The sequence below is a fragment of the Rhizobium favelukesii genome (assembly GCF_000577275.2).
In the GTDB taxonomy this organism is placed as follows: domain Bacteria; phylum Pseudomonadota; class Alphaproteobacteria; order Rhizobiales; family Rhizobiaceae; genus Rhizobium; species Rhizobium favelukesii.
Genome location: NZ_HG916852.1, coordinates 1,264,707 through 1,290,205 on the forward strand (window position 1 = coordinate 1,264,707; position 25,499 = coordinate 1,290,205).

General features: G+C 60.0%; 21 protein-coding genes. 8 read left to right on the forward strand and 13 right to left on the reverse strand.

Going from position 1 to position 25,499, the window contains the following annotated elements:
- The first annotated feature begins 139 nt into the window (after positions 1-139).
- On the forward strand, positions 140-1,069 hold the full coding sequence (locus LPU83_RS44610; RefSeq protein ID WP_024313750.1) for a DMT family transporter: 930 nt from the start codon (positions 140-142) through the stop codon (positions 1,067-1,069).
- 213 nt (positions 1,070-1,282) lie between these two features.
- Complete coding sequence (locus LPU83_RS44615; protein WP_024313749.1) at positions 1,283-2,134, forward strand: hypothetical protein; 852 nt, start codon at positions 1,283-1,285, stop codon at positions 2,132-2,134.
- Between the two features lie 101 nt (positions 2,135-2,235).
- Here LPU83_RS44615 and LPU83_RS44620 read toward each other — a convergent pair whose 3' ends face one another.
- The 6 genes from LPU83_RS44620 to LPU83_RS44645 form a co-directional block, all read right to left on the reverse strand.
- Positions 2,236-2,427, reverse strand: a complete 192-nt coding sequence (locus LPU83_RS44620; RefSeq protein ID WP_024313748.1) for a hypothetical protein — start codon at positions 2,425-2,427, stop codon at positions 2,236-2,238.
- A gap of 149 nt (positions 2,428-2,576) precedes the next feature.
- Positions 2,577-3,449, reverse strand: coding sequence for a uracil-DNA glycosylase (locus LPU83_RS44625; RefSeq protein ID WP_024313747.1), 873 nt, complete (start codon positions 3,447-3,449; stop codon positions 2,577-2,579).
- Between the two features lie 59 nt (positions 3,450-3,508).
- The gene (locus tag LPU83_RS44630; protein ID WP_024313746.1) at positions 3,509-4,801 is read right to left on the reverse strand and encodes an Hsp70 family protein; all 1,293 of its coding nucleotides are present in this window, start codon (positions 4,799-4,801) and stop codon (positions 3,509-3,511) included.
- A gap of 167 nt (positions 4,802-4,968) precedes the next feature.
- Positions 4,969-8,085, reverse strand: coding sequence for an efflux RND transporter permease subunit (locus LPU83_RS44635; RefSeq protein WP_024313745.1), 3,117 nt, complete (start codon positions 8,083-8,085; stop codon positions 4,969-4,971).
- Entirely contained in the window at positions 8,082-9,371 is a 1,290-nt protein-coding gene (locus tag LPU83_RS44640; RefSeq protein WP_024313744.1) for an efflux RND transporter periplasmic adaptor subunit, read from the reverse strand. The genes LPU83_RS44635 and LPU83_RS44640 overlap by 4 nt, the downstream gene beginning before the upstream one ends.
- 211 nt (positions 9,372-9,582) lie before the next feature.
- Positions 9,583-10,371, reverse strand: a complete 789-nt coding sequence (locus tag LPU83_RS44645; protein WP_024313743.1) for an SDR family oxidoreductase — start codon at positions 10,369-10,371, stop codon at positions 9,583-9,585.
- A gap of 246 nt (positions 10,372-10,617) precedes the next feature.
- On the opposite strand from LPU83_RS44645, the gene LPU83_RS44650 reads away from it, so the two are divergent.
- Positions 10,618-12,282 (forward strand): electron transfer flavoprotein-ubiquinone oxidoreductase, encoded by a 1,665-nt coding sequence (locus tag LPU83_RS44650; protein ID WP_024313742.1) that lies wholly within the window; start codon positions 10,618-10,620, stop codon positions 12,280-12,282.
- A 9-nt stretch (positions 12,283-12,291) separates the two neighbouring features.
- The gene (locus LPU83_RS44655; protein ID WP_024313741.1) at positions 12,292-12,822 is read left to right on the forward strand and encodes a GNAT family N-acetyltransferase; all 531 of its coding nucleotides are present in this window, start codon (positions 12,292-12,294) and stop codon (positions 12,820-12,822) included.
- Positions 12,823-12,878: 56 nt separating this feature from the next.
- Here the strand turns inward: LPU83_RS44655 and LPU83_RS44660 are convergent, their stop codons facing one another.
- Complete coding sequence (locus tag LPU83_RS44660; RefSeq protein WP_024313740.1) at positions 12,879-13,784, reverse strand: DMT family transporter; 906 nt, start codon at positions 13,782-13,784, stop codon at positions 12,879-12,881.
- Between the two features lie 146 nt (positions 13,785-13,930).
- Here LPU83_RS44660 and LPU83_RS44665 point away from each other — a divergent pair, with 146 nt between their 5' ends.
- The gene (locus LPU83_RS44665; RefSeq protein ID WP_024313739.1) at positions 13,931-14,404 is read left to right on the forward strand and encodes an Lrp/AsnC family transcriptional regulator; all 474 of its coding nucleotides are present in this window, start codon (positions 13,931-13,933) and stop codon (positions 14,402-14,404) included.
- Positions 14,405-14,435: 31 nt separating this feature from the next.
- Here the strand turns inward: LPU83_RS44665 and mgtE are convergent, their stop codons facing one another.
- On the reverse strand, positions 14,436-15,812 hold the full coding sequence (gene mgtE, locus LPU83_RS44670) for a magnesium transporter (RefSeq protein WP_024313738.1): 1,377 nt from the start codon (positions 15,810-15,812) through the stop codon (positions 14,436-14,438).
- 286 nt (positions 15,813-16,098) lie between these two features.
- A complete protein-coding gene (locus tag LPU83_RS44675) occupies positions 16,099-17,112 on the reverse strand; it encodes a zinc-binding alcohol dehydrogenase family protein (protein ID WP_024313737.1) in 1,014 nt (337 codons plus the stop codon).
- A gap of 104 nt (positions 17,113-17,216) precedes the next feature.
- Between LPU83_RS44675 and LPU83_RS44680 the strand changes: the two genes are divergently transcribed.
- The gene (locus LPU83_RS44680) at positions 17,217-17,615 is read left to right on the forward strand and encodes a winged helix-turn-helix transcriptional regulator (RefSeq protein ID WP_024313736.1); all 399 of its coding nucleotides are present in this window, start codon (positions 17,217-17,219) and stop codon (positions 17,613-17,615) included.
- On the opposite strand, the gene LPU83_RS44685 is transcribed toward LPU83_RS44680, so the two are convergent.
- Positions 17,589-18,803 (reverse strand): MFS transporter, encoded by a 1,215-nt coding sequence (locus LPU83_RS44685; RefSeq protein WP_024313735.1) that lies wholly within the window; start codon positions 18,801-18,803, stop codon positions 17,589-17,591. The two genes, LPU83_RS44680 and LPU83_RS44685, sit on opposite strands and share 27 nt — an antisense overlap.
- Before the next feature lie 310 nt (positions 18,804-19,113).
- Between LPU83_RS44685 and LPU83_RS44690 the strand changes: the two genes are divergently transcribed.
- The gene (locus tag LPU83_RS44690) at positions 19,114-20,058 is read left to right on the forward strand and encodes a diacylglycerol/lipid kinase family protein (protein ID WP_024313734.1); all 945 of its coding nucleotides are present in this window, start codon (positions 19,114-19,116) and stop codon (positions 20,056-20,058) included.
- Between the two features lie 96 nt (positions 20,059-20,154).
- On the opposite strand, the gene LPU83_RS44695 is transcribed toward LPU83_RS44690, so the two are convergent.
- The gene (locus LPU83_RS44695) at positions 20,155-21,537 is read right to left on the reverse strand and encodes a glutamine synthetase family protein (protein ID WP_024313733.1); all 1,383 of its coding nucleotides are present in this window, start codon (positions 21,535-21,537) and stop codon (positions 20,155-20,157) included.
- A 53-nt stretch (positions 21,538-21,590) separates the two neighbouring features.
- Between LPU83_RS44695 and LPU83_RS44700 the strand changes: the two genes are divergently transcribed.
- Positions 21,591-22,958, forward strand: coding sequence for an aspartate aminotransferase family protein (locus tag LPU83_RS44700; protein WP_024313732.1), 1,368 nt, complete (start codon positions 21,591-21,593; stop codon positions 22,956-22,958).
- A gap of 10 nt (positions 22,959-22,968) precedes the next feature.
- On the opposite strand, the gene LPU83_RS44705 is transcribed toward LPU83_RS44700, so the two are convergent.
- Positions 22,969-24,474: a glycosyltransferase family 39 protein gene (locus tag LPU83_RS44705; protein ID WP_024313731.1), complete on the reverse strand. Its 1,506-nt coding sequence runs from the start codon at positions 24,472-24,474 to the stop codon at positions 22,969-22,971.
- Positions 24,467-25,483, reverse strand: coding sequence for a glycosyltransferase family 2 protein (locus LPU83_RS44710; protein WP_024313730.1), 1,017 nt, complete (start codon positions 25,481-25,483; stop codon positions 24,467-24,469). Before LPU83_RS44710 ends, LPU83_RS44705 begins: the two co-directional genes overlap by 8 nt.
- Positions 25,484-25,499 lie beyond the last annotated feature (16 nt).

A 25,499-nucleotide genomic window follows, 5' to 3' on the forward strand; every position in this document is an offset into this window, starting at 1 on the left:
CGACCATCTGGTCTGCTCGGTGGCTCTGTAAACTTTCCGATTTTCTATCTGTTCATTCGTCACAACGACTGTCACAGTCACGCTGCGTCGAGTCTGGCGCGTTCTCCTGTCTCAAAACACCAATACAAGAGTGCAAGACATGCGGTCGGCTACGGTAAACCCGATGAGGGGCATTGCGTTCAAGGTCGGCTCGGTTGTTGTCTTCCTTGCAATGCAGACCTTCATCAAGCTTGCCGGCAGCGACATCCAGCCGGGGCAGGTGACCTTCTGTCGTTCCTTCTTTGCGCTGTTTCCGATCATGGCCTACCTGGCCTATCGCGGGCAGCTGCGATCGGCATTTTATACGGCCAATCCGATCGGACACCTGAAGCGGGGGACGCTCGGCATCATATCGATGGGACTAGGCTTCTACGGGCTGCTGCACCTGCCGCTGCCGGAGGCGATTGCGCTCGGCTACGCGATGCCGCTCGTCGCGGTGATTTTTGCGGCACTGTTCCTCGGTGAAACCGTACGAATCTACCGCTGGAGTGCGGTCCTTTTCGGAATGGTGGGCGTGGCGATCATATCCTGGCCGAAGCTCACCCTTTTTCGCGAGGGCGGCATCCATTCCGAGCAAGCGATCGGTGCGATCACGGTGCTGCTGGCTTCCGTGCTCGGCGGCATGGCGATGATTCAGGTGCGGCGACTGGTGGAGGAAGAGAAGACGGCCACAATCGTTCTCTATTTTTCGATCATTGCCACAGTGTTCTCGCTCGTGACGGTTCCGGTCGGTTGGCAGGTGCTTGATCTGAAACCGCAATTGCTTCTCGTTGCAGCCGGCTTCTGCGGCGGCGTGGCGCAGATCCTGTTGACGGAGAGCTATCGGCACGCAGATGTCTCGACGGTTGCTCCGTTTGAGTACACATCGATCGTCATCGGAAGCGTCATCGCCTATTTTGTATTTGGCGATGTCCCAGGCGGCAGCACGCTGATGGGGACTGCAATTGTCGTGGCAGCCGGGATATTCATCATCTACCGCGAGCACCAACTTGATCTGGAGCGGCGCGCCGCCCGGCAAGCCGGATCGTGAAAACCGCGCCTCAATCTTATCTTTGTGATCGTGTCGCTGAAGTTCTCTCGTTATGCGGGAGGATTTCGAACGAAATAGTGACGTGTCCGAACGTTTGCTGCGTCTTATGAGCTTGACGAAGCTTCATTTATTCGCGAATGCGCATGTTATGGGTTGATCGGACGGCGTGGTGCCTGGGGTGCCGACGCCGGGCATGTGCGCGTCGGGAGAAAAATGCCTTTTAGTGCCGAAGACTTGGTTGCGAACCCGCAGTTCATCCTAGCCATTCGTTTCCACGCGAGGCGCATGCGCGGCATGTTCGATGCTGGCCCGCGACTGGCACGATTGCTTGCATCCCAGCAACGCTGGCTGCTGACGCAGACCGCCTTTGCCCTTGCGATGGAGCGCGATCCTGCTGATCCGGCCTCAGGCTTCACTGCCGTGCGGCTGACGGACGAGATCACGTCCCGCAAGGTGGCCAGCCGCAACACGGTGCTGAGCTTCATCGACGAACTCTTCACCTGCCGCTTCATCGCCTACGAGCCGGGGGCGGAGCGGCGGCGCCCCCGCCAGTTCGAGCCGGCAGAGATCAGTCATCAGGCGATGTTTGGCTGGCTGGTCTCGAACCTGGGAGCCCTTGATCTGCTGGATGGCGGAAGCCGGGTTGCCCATGTTGAGGCCCACCCTGAATTGATCCGCATCATGCAGCCGAGGATCGCGCGCAATTGCCTTCAGGATCCGCAGTGGCGGGAGCCCTCAGAGCATGTGGCGCTTTTCCTGTGGAACGATGCTGGCGGGCTGATCGTCGATCATCTTGTCTCCCGGATCGATCTGGAAGGAAATGACCCCGACCGCGTCGTGGGCGGTCATCTCGACAGTCGCGCCCTGGCGGCGGATTTCATGATATCGCGCACGCACTTGCAGCGGCTTTTCGCCAAGGCGGCGCAGCAAGGATCTCTTGGCTGGAATGCGACCGACAGGAAACCTGTACTCTGGATCTCGCGCTCGTTCGTCGAGCAGTACAGTCTGTGGCAAGCGATCAAGTTCGCCTATGTTGATGAGGCGTTCCACTGGGGGACGAGATAGTGCGGCAAGGCGCGGCCGACTGAGAGGCCAGATCGGCGAGAATCGCGCTTGGTGATACGGCGCGCAATGGGGCAAGAGGCCAGCAAATGCCAGCCTCGACCTCAGTATTGCTGGAAATCCGCAAAGATCGTGGCGGGACGCGCGATGCGCCCGCTGGCGCCAGTCCCACGAGCAACCATCTGCTCGTTTGTGGCGAAGCCGATGCGGCTGTAGCTTTGCGTTGTGCGACCCTGCTCATTGGCAAGGCGAAGGGTTTCAAACCCGCAGTGGATAGAACGAAAACGTGCAGTCATTGCCTTGGTTCCTGTTGATTCCTCCCAAGACACACCACAATATTGCACTGCAACATGAGGTTTTCAATGCATTAGAATAAGCGGCAGGTATGCATAAATCGCATGGATATTTTCATAAAACGTTTAGATTTGCCTATTTGGCGGGCATATTAGAGTGCTGCCAGTTTGGCCTGAAAAGCCAAAAGGTCGTTCCAGGCCAATCGTTTGTTGACCGGTGCCGTCAATAGATCTTGCGGATGCAATGTCGCGATCGCAGGAACGATGCGGTTTACGACCGCGATCTCCCGCCATTGCCCGCGCAAGCCGTGAATCGTATCGGTCTCGCCGAAAAAGACCCGGGCGGCAAAATTGCCGAGCACGAGAATCGCCTTCGGCCCGGCAAGCGCGATCTGCCGCTCGATGAAAGGACGGCAGATATCCATCTCGGCGGTCGACGCAATGCGATTGCCAGGTGGTCGCCAGGGAATGACCTGCGTCAGCACTATGGCATCGCGCTGTAGGCCGATCGCCGCGAGCATTTTGTCGAGCAGTTGGCCAGGTCGCCCGGCAAAGGGTTGGCCTTCACGATCGTCGTCGGCCCCTGGCGCCGAACCGATGACCATGATCCCGCTTGCCGCATCGCCGCTAGCGACGATCGTCGAACGTGCGCTGTGCTTGAGATTGCATCCATTGAATGCCTCGATCGCCGTTTTCAGCTCCGGCAGCGAACGGGCGCTTTCGGCCGCGAACCGTGCCTGTTGCACTGCCTCGCCATCGGGGATCGAAGGCTGCGGCCGCAAAGCCGCACGCTCGGAGGCAGGGGCGTTCCTTTGCGTCGCCTGAACTGCCGGGCGGGCCGAGGTTTCCCGAGCTTCGGTGGCCTGCGGCGACGAGGCCGCGCTCCGCTTAGCCGCCTTCATCGCCTCGAACTCAGCGAAACGATCGACGGCTTCCTCTTCGAGCAGCCATTCCACGCCCGCTTCGGCATGGAAATGCAGAAGCGCGGCGAGTTCGCCCGGAGAAAGTTCGTTGACGCAGATCATGGCAGCGACTTTAGCGAAGCCGCGACGTCAAAGAAAGAGCGCGGTGGCCGCACGACGACCTATTGCACCGTCCATTGCGTGATGTCCTCGCGCTCGCCGATCAGAGCCAAGCCGTGCGCGATGGAAAGGAGCTCGCCGCCTGTCTCGATGCGGTCCTTGTCGAAGCGTTCGGTAAAGATTCGACGCACAGCCGGGACAAACGACGTGCCTCCCGTGAGGAACACCTTATCGATCATGTCTGATGTCGTGTTTGTCTTTTCCAGCACCTCATCAAGCGCCGTTTCGATTCGCGCGAGGTCATCTGCAATCCAGGTTTCGAAATCGGCCCGGCGGATTGTCCGGTGGCCACCGCGACCGAGGGGGGCAAAGTCGAAGGCAGCCTCGTCGGCCGCGGAGAGCGCCATTTTCGTGGCCGATACGGCCTGATAGAGTGGATAACCCTCGTCGTGATCGACCAGATCGATGAATGTCTCAAGCTTCTCGGGTTCGAGTGCCACACGTACGAGCTTTTTGAGATCCTCGAACTCGCGCGATGTCTTGAAGATGGAGAGCTGATTCCAGCGGCCGAAGCTCGAATAGTAGTTCGTCGGGACTTCAAGGATCTTGTCGAAACTCTTGAAATGGCTCCCCTTGCCGATCTGCGGGGCCACGATGTTGTCGATCATGCGATAGTCGAAGTGGTCGCCGGCAATTCCCACGCCCGAATGACCGATCGGGGTTGCTGTCAGTTTTCCGCCGACCGTTTCGAAGCGGATGAGCGAATAGTCGGTCGTACCACCACCGAAGTCGGCGACAAGCACAGTGGCGTCCGACTTCAGATTCTGCGCAAAGTAGAATGCCGCCGCCACGGGTTCGTAGACATAGTGAACCTCGGGAAAGCCGAAGCGAGAAAGCGCCTCGTTGTAGCGCTCTGTCGCCAGAACCGGTTCGGGGTTCGCGCCGGCAAAATGCACCGGGCGGCCGGTAACGATGCGCTTGACATCAGACGGCCAGTTGTCACCGGCGTAGTTGCGCAGGCGCCGAATGAAGACCTCCATCAGATCCTCGAAACTGTGACGCTTTGCGTAAATGAGTGTGCCCTGGAACAGAGCGCTTGCCGCAAAGGTCTTGATCGATTGCAGGAACCGACAATCGCCCGGATTGTCGATGAACTGCCGGATCGCGGCGTGGCCGGCCTCGACCTTCAAGGCGGAGGCGCCGAGTTGCGGATCCTTCATGAAGGACAATGCAGTGCGCATGCTGTCGGCGCCGCCGGCTGCGCTCGTGAAGGCCATCGAATGCGTCGTCTGCCCGTCCGCCGTCGCCAAAACTGTGTTGGTTGTGCCGAAGTCGAATCCCAGCGCCTGAGCCATGCTCGCACCTCATCATGCCGATTGTTTTTTGGGAACGGAGGCAGGCTCCGCAAAGGCGCGCAACGACGCGCCCGATTTCAACGAGGGCGCGTGATGCCACAGAGGCCGTCGTTATTCAAGACTTGGAGCGAAAAATGCAGCGGGCGCCATTGGCGCCCGTTTGTCTTTCATTCGGCTGCCATTGCCTGAGGCACTTGCTCGTTGTCCTCGGCTTTCTTCCTGCGTCCAAAGCTGAGGAGCCAATCGCTGAGCCTACCCATCTCGACGAAAATCACCGGGGTGATGAACAGTGTCAGCGCTTGCGAAACGACAAGACCGCCGACGACGGCAATGCCGAGCGGCTGGCGAAGTTCCGAGCTTGCCCCAGTCCCAAGAGCGATCGGAAGCGCACCGAGGAGGGCGCAGAAGGTCGTCATCATGATCGGGCGGAAACGTCGGACGCAGGCTTCGTGGATCGCTTCCGATGGCGACATGCCATTGCCGGAGCGCAGGTTCTCCAGCGCTACGTCGATCATCATGATCGCGTTCTTCTTGACGATGCCGATCAGCATGAGCAGGCCGATGAGGGCGATGATAGAAAGGTCGAAGCCCATCACTTTCAGCGCCAGCAACGCGCCCAGTGCTGCGGCCGGCAAGCCGGAGAGAATCGTCAATGGGTGGATGAAGCTCTCGTAGAGCACACCCAGCACGACGTAGATCGTCAGCACGGCTGCCAGGATCAGGAGCGGGGTGTTGCCCTGAGACTGCTCGAATATCTGCGCAGTGCCGCCGTAGGACGTGAAGACGTCCGCGGGCATGTCGATGTCTTTCTTGATTTGATCGATTGCCGCTGTGGCGTCACCAAGCGCCTCGCCTGCAGGCAGGTTGAAGGAAACCGTCGTCGAGACAAGCTGGCCGGTCTGGTTGATGGTCACCGGGCCGGTCGTGCGCTGAACGGTCGCAAAGTTGGACAGGGGAACCAGGGCGCCACTGTTGGACGCGACGCGGATTTCCTGAAGCCTCTGATCGTCCCATGGCTTGCTGGTGTCGTATTCCACGATCACATCGTAGCTGTCGCCAGTCGACTGGATCTGCGCAGCCGTATATCCCCCAAAGGCTTCCTGCAGGGTCGTCCGCAGCTGTCCGTCGGTAATGCCGAAGGCCGCGGCCTTCTCCGTATCGACGACGATATTGGCCTGCAACGCGTTGTTTTGGGCGTCGGAAGTGACGTCGGTGAAGCGCGGGTCGGCCCGCATCGCCTGCTGAATCTTGTTTGCCCAAAGGTTCGTCTGATCGGCGCTCAGCGCCTGGACGACGAGTTGGTATTGGCTCGCAGTCTGGCGGCCGCCGAAGCGGAGGCTTTGCTGGGGCGTAATATAGGCCTGCAATCCGGGGATCTTGCTGATGCTCGCCCGCAACTCCCTCAACGTCTGGTCAAGCGGTGGGCGCTGATCCTTGTCCTTCAATTCGACATACATCGTGCCATTGTTGAGCGGGCTGCGCGCATTGCCGCCAACGATCGACATGACGTGGTTGACGGCAGGGTTTTGCTTCACGAGTTCCGCCGCCTGGTTCTGCAGCGCCTGCATCGCCGGATAGGAGATATCCTGACGAGCGCGCGTCGAGATGTTCAGGCGACCGATATCCTCCGTGGGGAAGAAGCTCGCCGGCAGCGTCATGAACAGATAGATGGTCAATCCGACAGACGCCAGGAACACCGCAAGAACCGTTGGGCGATGCTTCAAGCACCAGCCGACCGATTTCTCGTACCCCCGGACCGTTCGTTCGAAGCCGGCGTCGAACCAGCGGATAAAGAACGGCGGGCGCTCGTGGCCGCTGCCGAGACGGGACGCGAGCATGGGGGTTACCGTGAGCGACACGATTGCGGAGGCCACGATTGCAATCGCAACGACCATGCCGAACTCGTTGAAGATGCGGCCGACCACGCCACCCATCAACAGGATCGGAATGAACACCGCGATCAGCGACACCGACATCGAAATGATCGTGTAGCTCACTTCGCCGGCACCCTTGATCGCTGCATCGAGAACCGGCATGCCTTCCTCGACATGCCGGAGAATGTTTTCCAGCATGACGATCGCGTCATCGACGACGAGGCCGACCGCAAGTGTCAGGCCAAGCAGCGAGATGTTGTCGATACTGTATCCCAGCGCGTACATCATGCCGAAGGTGGAGATCAGCGACAGCGGCACCGCGAGCCCGGGAATGATCGTCGCCGTCAGATGGCCGGTAAAGAGGTAGATGACCAAGACGACGAGGCCGATCGTCAGGAACAGCGTGAACTTCACGTCGCTGATGGCATCGCGGATCGGCTTGGCCGAATCGTTCATGACCTTCGTCGATACCGACGCCGGAATCTCCGCGTGCAGCCCCGGCAGCTTCGCGTTGATCGCATCGACCACCTCAACGGTGTTCGCATCGGGCTGACGCTGAATGGCGAGGATGATGCCGCGATTGCCGTCGTACCAACTGCCTGTATAAAGATTCTCGACGCTATCTTGCACATCAGCAACATCGCCGAGATGGATCGGCGCGCCATTCGGGTTGGCGATCACCAGTGTCCGGAATTCGCCGGCATTGGTACGCTGGGTATTGGCATTGATCGTCATGCTCTGCGTGTCGTTCTGCAGAGAGCCGACCGGAACTTGGCTGTTGGCCGCAGCCAGCGCCTGGTTGACCGTGTCGATGCCGATGCCGCGGTTGAGAAGCTTGTTGGGGTCGACCTCGACCCGCACCGCGTAGGTCTGCGCGCCGAATACCGAAACCTCCGCGACACCGGGAAGCGTCGAAAGCGACGGCGAGATGATGTCCTCGGCAATCTCATCGAGCTTGCTGCGGGGCATGGTATCGCTCTGCACGGCAAGCAACATAACGGGTGCGTCGGCAGGATTTGTTTTTCGGTAGCTCGGCGGCGTCGTCATGTTGTCCGGCAACTGACGCGTCGCATGCGAGATCGCCGCCTGAACGTCGGCGGCTGCGGCGTCGATGTCACGGTTGAGGTCGAACTGCAGGACGATGCTCGCATTGCCGAGCGAGTTTGTGGCGCTGATCTCGCTGATTCCGGGAATTGTCTGGAACTGCTTGATCAGCGGCGTCGCCACCGAGGTCGCCATTGTCTGCGGCGAGGCACCGGTCAGGGCGGCCGAGACGTTGATCGTCGGGAAGTCCACCTGCGGCAGGGCTGCCACCGGTACCAGCTGATAGCCCGCAAGGCCGGCAAGCACGACGCCGATGGCAAGCAGCGTCGTCGCGACAGGACGTCGGATACAGAAATTCGGTATCATTCTTCCGTGCCCGCTGTGAGGATTTCGGTCTTGTTTGCGGTGTGGTCCGCGGAGGCAACGTTCAATGCCTTATCGTCAAACTGCTCCTTCACCGGCTGCTGGTCGACAAGTTGTGCCTGTCCCTCGATGATGACGTGATCGCCCTCGGAGAGGCCCTTCGTAATGGCGCTGAAGCCACCGTTTGCTCGTGCCACCGTCACCGGCGTCAGCTGAGACTTGCCGTCGCGCACTACAAAGGCGAAGAAGCCGTCGGCGCCCGGACTGACCGCGACGGTCGGGACTACAACCTGCTGCTCATTGTTGTTGAAGTGGACGACGATGTTGACCGATTGGCCGGGCCAGAGGGCGCCGGACGCGTTCTCAAACTTCGCCTTCGCAAGGATGGTGCCGGACGCCGGATCAACGGTGTTATCGTAGAAGCTGATGTGACCCTGGCGGGGCTTGCCCTTGTCCGATTGGGGAACGGTGCTGACGTCCACTGGTCCTGCGGCGAGTGCAAGCTTCAACTGCCGCAAGTCACGCTCTTGCAGGTGGAACTTCACATAGATCGGATCGTATTTTGCGATCGTTACGATCGCCGAGCCGGCATTCAGAAAAGCTCCGGGGCTGACGGCAATATCACCAAGGCGTCCGTCGAAGGGCGCGCGGATATCGGTATGTTCGAGCAGGACCTGATCGGCAGCGAGCGCCGCCTTGTCTGCTTCAACCGTGGCCGATGCTGTGTCGCGCGCTGCCTTTGCCTGATCATAGCTTTGCTTTGTGCCGGCCTTTGAGCTCAGCAAGTCGTTGGCACGTGCCAGTGCAGTTTCGGCCTCTGACAGGGTGGCCTTGTCGCGGACGACCATGGCGCTGTCCTTGTCGACCGTTGCTTGCGCCGTGCGGGCATCAAGCTCGGCGATGAGGTCTCCCTGTTTTACGGTGGCGCCGTCCGACGCGAGGATTTTGGTAACGATCCCCTGTTCCTGGGCCGCGATCGTCGTGTTGTCGTCCGCGTCCGCGTCCGCCCAGCCCGAAGCCGTGACGTCTCGGGGCAGGGTGGTCTTCACCGCAGCGACAGTCTTTACCAGCGTCGGTCCGCCATTGCGGTTCCGGCCCTTGCTGCTGCCCTTCTGATCACCGGATTTCTGGGATGCATCGCCGGCCGTTGGGTGACTGCCGTCGGCGGCATCAGCCTGCTGCGGCGTCTTGGGTAAAAATTGCGAAAGATAAGGGATGCGTTCCCTATATTGCCATGCGCTAACGCTGGCAGCAGCGATGATGCAGACCGTGACCAAAAATTTCTTCATGAGCGAGACCGGGTTGGGGCAAATTGCGCGTAAATCCAGGCTCTATTGAACCACGCTTATTACGGCGCAAAAAAGACACAATTTCCCAACCGTCCATCACTAAGTGGTTATAATAGCTTAAATTTCTGTAATGAAAGAATGTGCTGATATGACCGTTCGTAGGCATCACCAAGGTTCGGCCGCACACATTTTCGCAATTTCCCTTTTGCAATCAGACGGATCGCGCCGCGCCGCCATCGCAGCGCACAAGGCTGCCGGTAATGTAGCTCGCCGGCTGGCTGCAAAGAAAGGCAGCCGTTGCTGCGAACTCTTCCACCGTTCCGTAGCGACCGACGGGAATCGCCGCTTCCTTTGCCGTGCGGATGTCATCGAGGCTTTTGCCGGTGCGCTTGGCTGTGGCGCCATCGAGATCGTCAAGCCGGCCAGTCAGGATGCTCCCGGGAAGCAGCAGGTTCGAGGTGATTCCAAAGCGCCCGATCTCCGTTGCCAGCGTCTTGCTCCAACCAGCGAGGGCAGGGCGCAGGGTGTTTGAAAGGGCAAGATTGGCAATGGGTTCGATAACGCCCGATGATGCGACGGTGAGAATGCGCCCCCAGCCTTGTTCCTTCATGGATGGCAACAGTGCATTGGTGAGCGCAATGACCCGCAGGACCATAGAGAAGAAATAGGCCTCGAGCTTCTCGGGCGTCATGTCCTGCGTCGTTCCCGGCGTCGGGCCGCCGGTATTGTTGACCAGAATATCGATGCCGCCGAACTTGTCGCGCACCGCGGCGGCCACTATTTCCACGAAAGTCTCATCGGAAAGATCGGCCCAGATCCAATCCGCCTTACCTTTCCCCTCGGCATTGATCGCGCGACAGTTTGCCTCCAGCGTCTCGCCGCTGCGCCCGCAGAGAAGAACATGTGCGCCCTCACGCGCCAAAGCCACCGCGATGCCGTGACCCAATCCGCGCGATGACGCCAAGACGAGTGCGCGCTTGCCTTTGATGCCAAGATCCATGCCATATTCCTCCAGTTGTCCATCTCTCTATATGGTGGTGCAAAAGCCGATGAAAGTGGCGGACGGCCATTTTGCTATTTGACGTTTACGTAAACTGCATATAATTCTTTGAGGCCAGAAATGCCGTTGCGCGAATTGGGGGATTGGCTGTCGTTTCCCGGCTCGACAATGGCTCCCTGTTTTGCCAAGAGATAATCCCATTACGGGGGAATGTGGCAGCAATGTCGGCCGAGCGGAGATGGATGCATGACTGATACGAATGAACTGCCCGAGCGCGAGAGCATGGAATTCGACGTGGTGATCGTCGGTGGCGGTCCTGCGGGGCTTTCCGCTGCGATCCGTCTGAAGCAGGTCAATGCGGAGCTGTCGGTCGTCGTGCTCGAGAAGGGGGCCGAAGTCGGCGCGCATATCCTGTCGGGGGCCGTCGTCGATCCCATCGGCATCGACCGTCTGCTGCCCGGCTGGCGCGACGAGGCCGACCATCCGTTCAAGACGGAGGTGACGGACGACCACTTCCTGGTGCTCGGTCCGGCCGGTTCGGTGCGCTTGCCGAACATCCTGATGCCGCCGCTGATGAGCAATCATGGCAATTATATCGTTTCGCTTGGCAATGTCTGTCGCTGGCTCGCCACCAAGGCGGAAGAACTCGGTGTCGAGATCTATCCGGGCTTTGCCGCAACCGAAGTGCTCTACAACGATGCGGGTGCCGTCATTGGTGTCGCCACCGGCGACATGGGCATCGAGAAGACCGGCGAGCCCGGTCCGAACTACACCCGCGGCATGGAATTAACAGGCAAGTATGTGCTGATCGGCGAAGGCGTGCGCGGCTCGCTCGCCAAGCAGCTGATTGCCAAATTCGATCTGTCGAAGGATCGCGAACCGCAGAAGTTCGGCATCGGCATCAAGGAACTCTGGCAGGTCAAGCCCGAACACCACAAACAGGGCCTCGTGCAGCACTCCTTCGGCTGGCCGCTCGGCATGAAGACCGGCGGCGGCTCCTTCCTCTATCACCTGGAAGACAACCTCGTTGCCGTCGGCTTCGTCGTCCACCTGAACTACAAGAACCCCTATCTCTATCCGTTCGAGGAATTCCAGCGCTTCAAGACGCATCCGGCGATCCGTGGAACCTTCGAGGGGGCTAAGCGGCTGTCCTATGGGGCACGCGCCATCACCGAGGGCGGCTACCAGTCGGTGCCGAAGCTTTCCTTCCCCGGCGGCGCTTTGATCGGCTGTTCGGCCGGCTTCGTTAACGTGCCGCGCATCAAGGGCAGCCACAATGCGATGCTGTCGGGCATGCTGGCGGCGGACCGGATCGCTGCGGCGATCGCGGCGGGCCGCGCCAATGACGAGGTCGTCGAGATCGAGACCGACTGGCGCTCAAGCGACATCGGCAAGGACCTGAAGAGGGTGCGCAACGTCAAGCCGCTGTGGTCGAAGTTCGGCACCGCGATCGGCGTGGCGCTCGGCGGTCTCGACATGTGGACGAACCAGCTCTTCGGCCTTTCGATGTTCGGCACGCTGAAGCACGGCAAGACCGATGCGGCGTCGCTGGAACCGGCCTCCAAGCACAAGCCGATCACCTATCCGAAGCCCGATGGCGTTTTGACCTTCGACCGTCTGTCCTCAGTGTTCCTGTCGAACACCAACCATGAGGAAGACCAGCCGGTGCACCTCCAGGTGAAGGACATGGCGCTGCAGGTATCGTCCGAGCACGACATCTATGCCGGTCCCTCGACCCGCTACTGTCCGGCCGGCGTCTACGAATGGGTGGAGAAGGATGGCAAGGAGACCTTCGTCATCAACGCCCAGAACTGCGTCCACTGCAAGACCTGCGACATCAAGGACCCGAACCAGAACATCAACTGGGTGCCGCCGCAGGGCGGCGAGGGGCCGGTCTATCCGAATATGTGAGGAGCAGGCATGAGCGAGACGCCAGCCTGCATCATACGTCAGGCACGTCTCGACGAATTGCCGCGTCTGAACGAGATCGAAATAGATGCCTTCGCAACATTGGCGGAGGCGCTCGGCGTCGTGCGGGAACCGCACACATTGCCGCGTGATGTCTTGCAGCGATCGCTCGATGCGGGCCTCCTGCTTGTGGCCACCGATGACGAGGATCAATCGATCGCCTTTCTCGCGGCTGAGGATATTGAAAGCTCGCTTTACGTGATCGAGTTCGATGTTTGCCAGGCTTGGCAGCGCAGAGGAACCGGACGGCGCTTGATGCTGGCAGTGATCGAAATGGCCCGTGCGGGCGGTTTCTCAGGGGTGACGCTGACGACCGATCGCGATGTGCCCTTCAATGCGCCATTCTATGCTTCTCTGGGCTTTATGGAGCCGGAATCCGAGGCAATGCCGCAGTTTCTGCAGAAGAAGCTGGACTATGAGATCGATACCGGGATGGATCCTGATCGACGGATCGCGATGGTGCTCGCCTTTGGAGAGGCGTAGCGTTCAAAGGAACGAGCCGGCGGAGTGACCACCGGCTCGAAGGGTGCTTTGCGACACTACCTGCGCGATGCAATGCCGGTCGAAAGGGCAACGCCAATCCCGGTGACGACAGCGGCAGCAATCTCCGCAATCCCGATCTCCTCCCCAAGCAGCACGCCGCCGCCGATGGTCGCCAGCACCGGCGTGATCGCCGTGAAGGCGGCAGCCTGCGTCCCGCCCAGCGCATGCACGGCAAGGCCATAGGCGACAGTCGCGGCAAGGCCGGAAAGGATGCCTTGGCTCAACATCTGCAGGCCGACTTCGGCAAGCGGTGCGCTGGTAATCGAGGTGCCGAAGACGATGGCAAGGCCAACATGGATCAGGCATGACCAGATGGCGATCAGCGCGCTGGCCTGCACGGCGGTCAAGCCCGAGCGACGGAAGGCGTGCGTGTAGCTTGCCCACAGAATTGCCCCCATCGGCAGCAGGACGAAGCTGCTCCAGGGCAAGGCTGCACCGGCAAGGCTGCGGACAAGCAAGATGCCGACGCCCGTGACAATCGCTGCCAAGCCGAGCAGCCGTATGAAGTCCGGTCGTTCACGGAAAACGAAGATGCCGATGAGGGCCGCGGCGAGCGGCATCGAACCGCCGAGCAGGATGCCGGCCGCAGATGCAGGGGTCGAATGAATCGCCGATGTGGTCAGCTGGAAGAAGACGGCTCCTGCACCGGCGACCATTGTCGCGAGCAGACCAAGCGGCACGCCCTTCGGCAGCAAGCCGGTCTTCAGCCAGACGGGCGCCAGCACGAGGGCTGGAATGCCGTAACGGATCAGGCCGATATCGATTGTTCCAAGCTGCGTCGCCGCACTGTGGCGGGTCGCCAAGATCCACGCCGCCCAGATCAGGACCGTGACGACGGCACCTGCATATCCAACAGATGTCGAAGTGGACTTTTGATTGTTTGTGAAGGCAAGGACGCTCATCGATCTCTCCTCTCATGATCGTCCCGGAGGCTGTCCGGTTGAGAGAAGAATAGGCGGAAACGGCAAGGCATGTCCTTGCTATCCATGCCATCAAAATGCTGGTATGAGCAATCATCTGCCAAAATGATAAGAGGATTTTACAGATAGTGCCAAAGCTGGATAATTTCGATCTGGCGATATTGAAATGCCTGCAGGAGGATGCGCGCGCAACCAACGTGGAGATCGCCCAGAAGGTCAATCTGTCGCCGTCGCCCTGCCTGCGTCGAATCCGCAACCTCGAAAAGACCGGCGTCATCCGCGGCTACCGCGCCGACATCGACCGCAAGGAAGTCGGTCTCGGCTTGACTGTTTTTGTCGAACTCAAGGTCGCCCATCACAGCCGCGAGAACGCGCAAGCGCAGGAGGCGGCGTTGCTCGCCATTCCCGAGGTGGTCTCGTGTTTCCTGATATCCGGAACGGCGGACTTCCTGGCCGAGGTCGTGGTCGAGGACCTTGCTGCCTATGAGCGGCTGCTGACGGACACATTGCTGACCTTGCCGAATGTCAGCGATATCCGCTCGAACTTCGCCATCCGCAGCATGAAAACCCATGGCGCTTTGAAGCTGCCTGGGCCGAAATAAAAACAGGGCCGATCAGGCCCCGTTTTCATGCTTAGAGTAGCGTCCCGCTGAGGATCAGCACCGCGACCGAGAAGTAGATCACCAGTCCGCTCACGTCGACAAGAGTTGCGACGAACGGCGCGGAAGCACTGGCCGGATCGAGCCGCAGCTTTTGCAGGATGAAAGGCAGCATTGAGCCGGAGATCGAACCAAAGGTCACGATGCCGATCAGCGCGGTAAAGATCGTGAAACCGACCAAGACCCAGTGCTCACCGTAGTCAAAGAGCCCAATATTCTGCCAGAGCGCGATGCGGGCGAAGCCGACGAGGCCGAGGATCGAGCCCAGCACTATGCCCGTCGGCAATTCACGCAAAAGAACACGCCACCAGTCGGAGAGCTTGAGTTCACCGAGCGCCAGCGCCCGGATGATCAGCGACGTTGCCTGCGAACCGCTATTGCCGCCCGAGCTCATGATCAGCGGCACGAACAGCGTCAGCACGATCGCCTTTTCCAACTCGCCTTCGAAATGCTGCATGGCGCTTGCCGTCAGCATTTCGCCGAGGAAGAGGGCGCAGAGCCAGCCTGCACGCTTGCGGATCATGCCGGCAAAGCCGATCTTCATATACGGCTTGCCGAGTGCTTCCATACCGCCGAACTTATGGGCGTCTTCGGTCTGGTCGGCAATCATCGTGTCTATAACGTCATCGACCGTGACGATGCCGAGCATGTGGCCGTCCTCGCTGACGACAGGCAGGGCCAGCAGATTGTGCTTGCGGATCAGCCGGGCGACATCTTCCTGCGTCATCAGCGGATCGGCACGCACAACCCCTTCCTTCTGCGCAACCGTGAGAACGGATTGGCCGGGATCGCCGGTGATCAGACGACGCAGCGTAACGACGCTCGTCAGAACGTGGCTCACCGCGTCGAGAACATAGATGGCATACACCGTCTCGCGGGAACGCTCGACCTTACGCACGTGCTCCAGCGTTTGCTCGACCGTCCAGGTGTCGGGCACGCTGACGAACTCCGTCGTCATGATGCTGCCGGCCGTGCGGGGCGGATAGCCCATCAGGTGCTGGACGGCGAGGCAGGTAGTACGGTCAAGCCGCGAGAACAGGTGCGCGCGGGCCTCTTCGTTCATTTCCTGAAAGAGGTCCGCAACGCGGTCGTTCGCCGTGGCGTTCAGCAGGCGTGCGCCGGCCTCGACCGGCATTTCAGCGATGATGGCTGCGGCATTGTGCAGCTCAGGGCGGCCGAGAATACGGACAGCCTTCTGCTGCGGCAGCGTTACCAGGATTGCTGCAGCTTCGGGGATTTCAAGTGCGTTCAGCCGTTCGACGCGCTCGGCCGTGGTGATGGCACCGAGGTGGTCGTTGCTGAAGAAACGAGCGGCATGGCCCGCCCGCAGTGGGAAGCGATTGATGTTCATAGGCTCGCCTTTCCGTCGATCCGCCGTAGCGTCCGACGGGCGAGCCCGACAGGAGTCGGTCAGCGCACGAGGGCCGCGTACGGCAAAGGCAATCGACTGCTACTGTCGCTTGGCATCGTGATGATGGCTCCGTTGATATCCGCGGAAAACGGACGTAATCCGCGTATGGCTGTAGGTGGTCTCAATTGGCAGAAAAGTCAAGCGCTTGAAGCTCTTGGTGCCAGAATGCCGCACCTTCCGACGCGGCATTTCGTTCGAGCAGCTTTTGTTTGAATCGCGGGAGGTGTTAGAAGCCCTCCAAAACCAGCTTTCCTTTCGTCCGCCCGCTTTCGATCATCACGTGCGCCTTCTTCAGATTGGCAGCGTTGATCGTGCCCAGCGTCTCGCTGAGCGTCGTGCGGATCTCTCCGGCATCGACGAGTTCGGCAAGCTTGTTGAGCAGCTTGTGCTGTTCGATCATGTCGGGCGTGCCAAAGAGCGGTCGCGTGAACATCAGCTCCCAATGGATGGACGCGGCCTTGCGCTTGAACGGCACGATGTCGAGCGGCTTCGGATCGTCGATCAGCGCGAAGCGGCCCTGCGGCGCAATCGCCTCAACGATCTCCTTGATGTGCTGATCGGTATTGGTCGTCGAGAAGACGAAGCCCGGGTGGCCAAGGCCGAGGGCCGCCACCTGCGCTGCGATCGGCTGTGAATGGTCGACGACATGATGGGCGCCAAGCTGCTTGATCCATTCGCTCGTTTCGGGCCGGGATGCCGTTGCAATGACAATCAGGTCCGTGAGCGCACGTGCGATCTGGATCGCGACCGATCCGACGCCTCCAGCGCCGCCGATTATAAGGATTGCCGGTGCGGCCCCCGGAACGGGATCTTGTACTCTCAGCCGGTCAAAAAGCGCCTCGTAAGCCGTGATCGACGTCAAAGGCAAGGCCGCAGCTGAGGCGAAGTCGAGCGTCTTCGGTTTGCGTCCAACGATCCGCTCGTCGACGAGGTGGAATTCGGCATTGGAACCGGGGCGATTGATCACGCCGGAGTAGAAGACTTCATCGCCGGCTTTGAAGAGCGTGACCTCCGGGCCGACCGCCCTGACGACACCGGCGGCGTCCCATCCGAGCACTTTGAATTCATCAGCAGCAGGCGCAACGCCAGCGCGCACCTTCACGTCGACCGGATTGACGGATACCGCCTTGATCTCGACCAGCAAGTCATGACCCTTCGCTTCCGGGATCGGCAGATCGACGTCGATCAGGGACGTTTCGGCGGAGATGGGCTGAGGAACCTTGTAGGCGACGGCGCGCATGGGAAACTCCTGTGTTCGTTTGCACAGAGGCTAGATGCGTCTTATGCTCGACAAGCACAAGAATGCACAAATTCTGTACGTAGCACCAAAAAGGATACCGTCAAATGTCGCTCCCTCGTGCCAAGCTGACCCGCAACTTTCCGGGTTGCCCCGTCGAAGCGACGTTGAGTTTCCTGGACGGAAAATGGAAGGGCGTGATCCTATTCCATCTGATGGGTGGGACGCTGCGCTTCAACGAACTGCGTCGCAAGCTGCCCTCCGTGACGCAACGGATGCTGACGAAGCAGCTGCGTGAGCTGGAGGAATCGGGCCTCGTCTCGCGGACGGTCTTCCCTGTTGTGCCGCCGCGTGTCGATTATGCGTTGACGCCGCTCGGCACAACGCTGAAGCCTGTGATCAATGCGCTCGCCGCCTGGGGGGAGGAGAATGTCTTCTGCCTCCCGGAGGGGCGCCACCTTCGCGACGTCTCGGCCGCCTCAGGCGCTCCGGCGATCGAGGCCTAGGGACGCCGCAAACACAAAGATACCGATGAACGACAGGATCGCGCCGACGTAGCCGGTGGCGGCGAAGCCGTAGCCTTGTGCAATGACCAGGCCACCGAGCCAGGCACCAAGCGCGTTCGCGATATTGAAGGCGGAATGGTGCGACGCGGCAGCCAGTGTCTGCGCATCGGCGGCGACATCCATGAGACGGGTCTGGACTGCGGGACCCGCGGCAAAGCCGCAACCGATGCAGAATACACAAAGGGCCAGCATGAAGGGATTGGCGGCCGTCAGGGAGAACATCGTCAGCACCACGATGTTGAAGACAAGGGAGCCGCCGATCGTTCCCATCAGCGACTTGTCGGCGAACCAGGAGCCGACGACATTGCCGACGTTCATGCCGATGCCGAAGATGATCAGCATCACGGCGACCATGCTGTCCGGCAGCATCGCCACCTGCGTCGTGGTTGGCGCGATATAGCTGAACATGGCAAACATGCCGCCGAAGCCAACGGATGCCGTCGCAAGCGTCAGGAGCACTTGTGGGCGCTTGAAGGCGCCAAGCTCCCGCCTGAAGCTTGCACCCTCGGCAACACGGTCGCGGGGCACGTAATACCAGATCAGAGCAACCGTCAGAAGGCCGATGATGCCGACGATCGTAAAGGCAAGGCGCCAGTTGAGCGACTGCCCGAAAACGGTGGCGAGCGGCGTCCCGAGCAAAGTCGCGACCGTCAACCCGAGCATGACGCGGCCGACGGCGCGAGCGCGTTTGTGCATCGGCACCATGGATGCAGCGACGATTGCGGCGACACCGAAGTAGGCTCCATGCGGCAGGCCCGTTATGAAGCGCATCGCAGTGAAGCTCTCGAAGGTTGGCGCCATCGCGCTCAAGATGTTGCCGATGGCAAAGATGCCCATGACGAGCAGGAGCAGCGAGCGGCGCGCCATCTTTGCGGCAAGCACCGCAATGATGGGTGCGCCGACAACGACGCCGAGTGCATAGGCGCTGATTACGTAGCCTGCCTGCGGAGTTGTGACCGAGAACGTATCGGCCACATTGGGCAGAAGACCCATGATCGCGAACTCGCCGGTGCCAATGCCAAAGCCGCCGCAGGCAAGCGCCAGCTGCACGAGCGCAATCGCCATCGGCGATGGGGCTTCGACCACAGAGCTTGTGTCGATGGAATCGTTTACGGCGACCTGGCTCAAGAGGCACTCCTTGGCATTCGATGCTTGACGTACGGGACGGGGGCGAGAGCAGTGACCGGTAGGCCGGGACATGAAGGGAGATGGAGGCGATGCCCCACGGCCCATCTATCAACGATAGCTGCTGGAGGTCGAGTGCGTTTTCTGCAGTGCAGCGTCCCCTCACATGCATACGTGCCTTGCAAATTTGGTGGCCCTGCCGCCGCTCCTGAAGTTCGCGAAGCGCGTTTCAGCTTGAAATCGCGGGTGCAAGAACCATCTCTTAGCAGCGCGGGACAGGTTGTCACCTCTTGCTGCGGATAACAGGAACCATATGAAACTTATTGGCTTTTTCAATCGCGATGGCGGGACGTTCAGAACCACCGATATGGAAGCCTATGAAAGCCGGGCCGAAGCGGTCTTCAGGGAGGCAGGCCACGATTTCAATGCAATCGTCTTCTCCGGTAAGGAGATCGTGCCTGCCATGGAGCGGGCGGCCCGCCGTGACGACATCGACGGCATCGTCGCCGGCGGCGGCGACGGGACGATCTCGGCGGCTGCGTCCATAGCTTGGAAGAACGGTATTGCACTTGGCGTCGTGCCGGCCGGTACAATGAACCTTTTCGCCCGTTCCTTGCGCGTTCCCCTCGACATCTGGCAGGCGCTTGAGACACTCGCTTTTGGCGAAGTCGATCACGTCGATATAGCCAGCGCCAACGGCCGGCCCTTCATTCATCAATTCTCGGCCGGGCTCCATGCGCGCATGGTTCGCTATCGAAACTCCTACACATACCGCTCGCGTCTCGGAAAGATCGGAGCAAGCGCGCGTGCCGCCTTCGGTGTCGTGCTCAATCCGCCCGAATTCGAGGTCGACTTTGAAGCCGCGGGCGTTTACGAGCGCCGCCGCGTTTCCGCAGTCTCGGTTTCGAACAACCCTTTCGGCCAGAATGCCTTGCTTTATGCAGACAGCCTCACTGGCGGCGAACTGGGCTTCTATACCGCTAAGCCGCTGAAACCGCTCGGCGTCGCACGCCTGGCGATCGACCTCTTGAGAGGCAAGGTGAGGGAGAATGCGGACGTGATGATCATGCATCCGGCGCAAGTACATTTGCACTTTCCGAAGCTGCATTCAAAGGCGAATTGCGTGATGGATGGCGAGTTGCGTCCGCTGGAGCGGGACGTTGCGTTGAAATTGCATCCCGGCGAACTCAAGGTTTTGGTCCAGCAAGGACTTGCGGCGCAGATTGACGAAGCCGAGCGGCGCGAAGTCGCTCCCTAGCAATCCAGGCGTTGTTATGTCGCGGGATTTCCAGGTCCGATCAGGCGCACGTCAGCATGGTCTCATCGTCGAGCATTGATCGACGATATGTGGAGACTACAGGCGCGGCAGGTACGTGCGGTAGTCGAAATCCGAGACTGTGCGTAGGTAGGTGATGGCTTCCTTGCGCTTCGTGTCGCCGTAGAGCTTCTGGTAGCGCTTTCCGAATGTGTCTGCGATGAACGGGGAGGCGCTGAAAGCGTCGACCGCCGTCAGGAAATCGTGGGTCAGTTGCGTCGTGTCTTCGGGCGTGTATGAAGGTGTCGTCTCCTCGCCGGAGTCGAGCTCGGAATCGATGCCGAGCAGCATGCCCGCGAGAATGGCAGCAAGCAGCAGATAGGGGTTTGCGTCAGCTCCGGCCACGCGGTGTTCAACCCGAGCGGCCGGGCCATTCAGATCGGGTATGCGGACAGCTGTGCCACGGTGACCGTAGCCCCAGGTCAGGTCGACGGGGGCGAACGAGCCGGGCTGGAAGCGGCGATAGGAGTTAGCGAAGGGCGCGAAGACGAGTTGCGCATCCCGCATGGTTTGAAGCAGGCCGGCGCAGACAGATTTCAGCTTTCGCGGTTCGTCGCCTTTTGCATCGAGAATATTGCTTCCATCCTTGTCGATGACGCTGGCGTGCACGTGAAGGCCCGAACCGGCATGATCGGAGTAGGGTTTGGCCATGCAGGTCGATTTCAATCCGTGCTTGCGCGCCGCCTGTTCCACAATACGCTTCAGATAGATGCAGTCGTCTGCGGCGGCGAGGGCGTCGGGGCGATGCAGCAAGTTGATCTCGAACTGTCCGGGGCCGAATTCCGCCGTCGTCGCATCTGCCGGTAGCCCTTGCGCCTTCGCATAGGCGCGCACGGTCTGCAGATAGTCATCGAGCGCATCGACCGCGCTCATGTCATAGAGCTGGAAGCCGTTCGGGTCGCCTCGATAAGTGAGATTGACAGGCGGCGAAGGCCGGCCGGTCTCGCGCCAATCCGGTTCGACGACGTAGAATTCGAGTTCGGTCGCGACGACTGGCGTCAGACCGCGCGCTTCATACCGCTTCAGCACGGATGCAAGGATAGCTCGGGGATCCATGAAGCTCGGCGTGCCATCGAACTCGTGCATGGTTGCAAGCACCTGCATCGAACCCTCGGGCGCCCATGGCATCGGAGCCAGGCTGCGCTCGTCCGCAATGCAATTGCCATCGGGATCGCCGACGGAAAGCGAAAGGCCGGTGATGTCGTCGTTGTCGTCCCCCCAAATATCGAGCGACTGTGTCGAGGAGGGCAGGCGCACTTCGCCGGCCCAGATTTTCTTTTGCGCGTCGAGCGGAATCTGCTTCCCGCGCAGGTCGCCATTCATGCCGACGAGCAGGAGCTCGACGCGCGGGTTGCCGCCCGCTGCTGTGCCGTGAAGCTTGTCGTCTGCCATGATCTTGAAAATCCTCGCGGAGAAGGCCAAGGTCGTAGCCTATTGGGAAGAGGCTTTCAATCTCTGAAGGTGATTTGCAAATTATGTCCGATACTTACGCGCGCTCCAATCTCGCCGCCATCGACGCGGCACACCACCTGCATCCGTTCTCCGACATGGGGAAGCTGAATGCTGACGGCACCCGTATCATTCAGCGTGGCGAGGGCGTCTACATCTGGGACAGTCAGGGCAAGCGGTATCTAGATGGCTTTGCCGGGCTGTGGTGCGTCAACGTCGGCTATGGACGCAAGGAGATTGCCGACGCCGTTGCCCGGCAGATGAATGAGCTGCCCTATTACAATACCTTCTTCGGCACGACGACGACGCCGGCCACGCTACTTGCGGAGAAGGTCACCTCCCATGCAGGGCCGCACTTCAACCACGTCTTTTTCACCGGCTCCGGCTCCGAGGCAAACGACACATGGTTCCGTATGGCGCGCGTCTATTGGAGCGCGGTCGGCAAGCCTTCGAAGAAGATCGTGATTGCCCGGAAAAACGGTTACCACGGCTCGACGGTTGCCGGCGCCAGCCTCGGCGGCATGAAGTATATGCATGAGCAGGGCGACCTGCCGATACCGGGCATCGAGCACATCGGACAACCTTACTGGTACGGCGAGGGCGGTGAGTTGTCTCCGGCCGAGTTCGGTGTGAAGGTCGCACGTGAATTGGAGGCCAAGATCGACGAACTCGGCGAAGAGAATGTCTCGGCGTTTGTGGCGGAGCCGATTCAGGGGGCCGCGGGTGTCATCATCCCGCCCGCAACCTACTGGCCGGAGATCGCCCGCATCTGCAAGTCCCGCAACATCCTGCTTGTCTGCGATGAGGTCATCTGCGGCTTCGGCCGTCTCGGGGAATGGTTCGGCCACCAGTACTACGGCGTCGAACCAGATTTTGCACCGATAGCCAAAGGGCTTTCATCGGGCTACCTCCCGATCGGTGGTGTGCTCGTCAGCGACCGCATCGCTCACGTTCTGATCAACGAGGTCGGGGACTTCAATCACGGCTTTACCTATTCCGGTCACCCCGTTTGCGCCGCCGCAGCGCTCGAAAATCTCCGTATCATCGAGGACGAAAAGCTCGTCGAACGCGTTCGTGACGACATCGGTCCGTACTTTGGCAAGGTCTGGGGCGCGCTTGGCGAACACGATCTCGTTGGAGAGGCCGTAAGCGTCGGCCTTATGGGAGCGCTTCAATTGACCACCGACAAGGCAAGCCGCACGCGCTTCGAAAAGCCGGATGCGGTCGGCGCACTGGTGCGCAATAACGCACTCGCAAACGGACTAGTTCTGCGCGCTACTGGAGATCGGATGCTGGCTTCACCGCCACTTGTTATTACACGCGAGGAGGTGGATGAGATGGCGCGTATCGTAAAGATCGCGCTTGGCGCTGCATGGAAAGAACTGCGGAACTAGAACCGTGCGCCTAGCTCAGCTCGCGTGGATAGATCCATGCGTAACTGAAGAGACGCTGGTCTTCCGCTCGCCCGCGAACATAACCGACGCTCATGTGTTTCACCGCCACGGCGGAGTATTGCGGGCCGAGATTTTTCTGTACCCATGCAGCCAAATCCGGCTGCAAAGCCGAAGCCTCTTGGGAGGTAAGCCAAACGGCCAAGATTGGCTTCTCAGCGCTCCACTCGTAGTCGACCTCCAGATTACCGAAAAACGTGCAAAGTGTCGGAACGTCCGGCAGTTGTAGATGCATGTTGCCGGACGCGACCCAGCCATCGGTTAACACGAGCCCTGGGCGCTTGCCTTCCTCGGCAAGAATCTTGCTGACGAACTGCTCGTAAGGCGCATTATAGGCCTCCGGTCGGCCGAAAAGCGTCGGCACGTTCGCGCGTACGAAGACCAGCGACGGCGCAACGATCATCACGGCAAGCGGCACGACAAAGAAGCGCTTCGCGAAATCCTCGGCTCGAATCCCACGCGCCTGCATCTTCAGGCAAAATGCGATCGGCATCAGGAACAGGAAGGGTAGCACCCATCGGTCGCGCATGGATGTTATGCCGATGGCGAAAACCAGCAGCAGAACCTGCAGACCAATCGCCAGGAATATCGTGTCGAAAAAGTGAGCCCAGACGGTTGTCGGCCTCAGATTGCGGAGAAACTTCCTGCCGAATATGATCGTATAAACTGCGACGAGAGGCGCGATGATCACGAGGACCTGCCCGAAAAATTCGGTCGGCCCCTTGATCAGTTTCGCGAATGCGCCGCTTGGCGCTTCTTGCGCCATTGTATTCAATGTGCGGGTTGCCGCTAGGCTGACATTGTCGAGTAGCCAAAGGCCATGCGGTAGAAAGATCACGACCGCAATAGCCAATGACATCAGGAAGCGTCGGTCGAGCAACCGCTTCAGGCCCTCCGGATGCAGGAGCACCGCAATAAGTGCCCCAGACGCGACGAGGCTAAAATTGTACTTCGACAGCATGCCGAGGCCGAGCGTCGCGCCGATCATCACGTAGGAGAACAGCGAAGGCGCCTTCAGCGTCTTGATGATGCTGTAGATAAGCAGGTTGATCATCAGCATCTGGGCGACCGTATGGGTCAGGTCCCTTTGTGCTTGCCAGAAAACCTGTGGAATCGTGAACAGCGATAGCGTCGCGATGGCAGCAAACACCCGGTCATCGAGTACAAGTTTTGCGAGCTTGTAGTAGCTCAGAAAAAGAAGAAAAAGGACCAGATTCTTGGCTGCGGCAATCGTTGCGATCGACAGTCCGAAGACGGACACGACCATCGCCTGGAACCAGTTGTAGAGCGGCGGCTGGGTGTCGTAGCCGGCCACGAGCCATTGCGAGAAGAACGCCTGCTGGGATTCATCCACCCGCAAACCGTTTGGCACGAGCAGGCGAACGACTAACGCGACGACAAAATATGCCGCCAGCAGCAGGACAACGGTGTCCGGCTTGCGAGCCAAAAGATTACGCATTCTCACTTCCGTCGAAGACTTGGCGGACGATATAGTTCGGCGAGGTATCGTCACGGTAGTAGGTGCGGGCGATCATCTCGGCGAGAATGCCGGTCGTGATCAGTTGGACCGAGGAAAGCATAAAGACGATGCCGACCATCAGCATCGGGCGGGTGCCGATATCGTTGCCCAAGATGAACTTGTCGACGAACAGATACAACATGATCAGCGCGGAGATTGCACCAAGGCCAAGGCCGAGCGACCCGAAAAAGTGGCCGGGCCGTGCCTTGTAGCGCATGAAGAACATGACCGAGAGCAGATCAAGGATGACACGGAAGGTGCGCGAGATGCCGTACTTCGACTGTCCGTGCTGACGGGCATGGTGGGTGACGACCATCTCGCCGATGCGCGAGCTCGGCACGACGCCGGCGACCCAGGCGGGGATGAAGCGGTGCATTTCGCCCATCAGCTTCACCTGCTTGATGATCGAGGCACGGTAGATTTTCAGGCTGCAGCCATAGTCGTGCAGCTTCACGCCGGTAATGCGCCCGATCAGGTAGTTGGCGCACCACGACGGGATCTTGCGCAGCAAGAGACCGTCCTGTCGGTTCCTGCGCCAGCCCACCAGAAGATCGAGCTGGCGGCGCTCGAGTTCGCCAACCATGGACGGAATATCTTTCGGGTCGTTCTGTAAGTCGCCGTCCATCGTGGCGATCAACCGCCCTGTCGCGGCGTCGATGCCTGCCTGCATCGCGGCGGTCTGGCCGAAGTTGCGCTGCAGTTCGACAATCCTCAGGACAAGTCCCTCACGGCCGATATGCTTGCGCGCATTTGCCAGCGTCGCGTCCGTGCTGCCATCGTCGATCAGGATAAGCTCCCAGTGGTCGGGATAACCTGCCATGGCCAAGCAGATACGATCGATAAGTGGGCCGACGCTCTCTTCCTCGTTGAAGACAGGCACTACCAGCGACAATTCGACCGGCCGCATCGCTTCCACGAGACCTTGACGCGAGTCTACCGTTGTCTGCACGTTTGATTTCTCCTAC

What these genes read in the sequence shown, in the direction of transcription:
- LPU83_RS44620 (WP_024313748.1), bottom strand. Translation starts at nt 2,427, where the DNA reads ATGACTGCACGTTTTCGTTCTATCCACTGCGGGTTTGAAACCCTTCGC.
- mgtE (WP_024313738.1), bottom strand. Translation starts at nt 15,812, where the DNA reads ATGAACATCAATCGCTTCCCACTGCGGGCGGGCCATGCCGCTCGTTTC.
- LPU83_RS44675 (WP_024313737.1), bottom strand. Translation starts at nt 17,112, where the DNA reads ATGCGCGCCGTCGCCTACAAGGTTCCTCAGCCCATCTCCGCCGAAACG.
- LPU83_RS44610 (WP_024313750.1), top strand. Translation starts at nt 140, where the DNA reads ATGCGGTCGGCTACGGTAAACCCGATGAGGGGCATTGCGTTCAAGGTC.
- LPU83_RS44635 (WP_024313745.1), bottom strand. Translation starts at nt 8,085, where the DNA reads ATGATACCGAATTTCTGTATCCGACGTCCTGTCGCGACGACGCTGCTT.
- LPU83_RS44660 (WP_024313740.1), bottom strand. Translation starts at nt 13,784, where the DNA reads ATGAGCGTCCTTGCCTTCACAAACAATCAAAAGTCCACTTCGACATCT.
- LPU83_RS44680 (WP_024313736.1), top strand. Translation starts at nt 17,217, where the DNA reads ATGTCGCTCCCTCGTGCCAAGCTGACCCGCAACTTTCCGGGTTGCCCC.
- LPU83_RS44615 (WP_024313749.1), top strand. Translation starts at nt 1,283, where the DNA reads ATGCCTTTTAGTGCCGAAGACTTGGTTGCGAACCCGCAGTTCATCCTA.
- LPU83_RS44630 (WP_024313746.1), bottom strand. Translation starts at nt 4,801, where the DNA reads ATGGCTCAGGCGCTGGGATTCGACTTCGGCACAACCAACACAGTTTTG.
- LPU83_RS44705 (WP_024313731.1), bottom strand. Translation starts at nt 24,474, where the DNA reads ATGCGTAATCTTTTGGCTCGCAAGCCGGACACCGTTGTCCTGCTGCTG.
- LPU83_RS44645 (WP_024313743.1), bottom strand. Translation starts at nt 10,371, where the DNA reads ATGGATCTTGGCATCAAAGGCAAGCGCGCACTCGTCTTGGCGTCATCG.
- LPU83_RS44625 (WP_024313747.1), bottom strand. Translation starts at nt 3,449, where the DNA reads ATGATCTGCGTCAACGAACTTTCTCCGGGCGAACTCGCCGCGCTTCTG.
- LPU83_RS44640 (WP_024313744.1), bottom strand. Translation starts at nt 9,371, where the DNA reads ATGAAGAAATTTTTGGTCACGGTCTGCATCATCGCTGCTGCCAGCGTT.
- LPU83_RS44690 (WP_024313734.1), top strand. Translation starts at nt 19,114, where the DNA reads ATGAAACTTATTGGCTTTTTCAATCGCGATGGCGGGACGTTCAGAACC.
- LPU83_RS44700 (WP_024313732.1), top strand. Translation starts at nt 21,591, where the DNA reads ATGTCCGATACTTACGCGCGCTCCAATCTCGCCGCCATCGACGCGGCA.
- LPU83_RS44650 (WP_024313742.1), top strand. Translation starts at nt 10,618, where the DNA reads ATGACTGATACGAATGAACTGCCCGAGCGCGAGAGCATGGAATTCGAC.
- LPU83_RS44655 (WP_024313741.1), top strand. Translation starts at nt 12,292, where the DNA reads ATGAGCGAGACGCCAGCCTGCATCATACGTCAGGCACGTCTCGACGAA.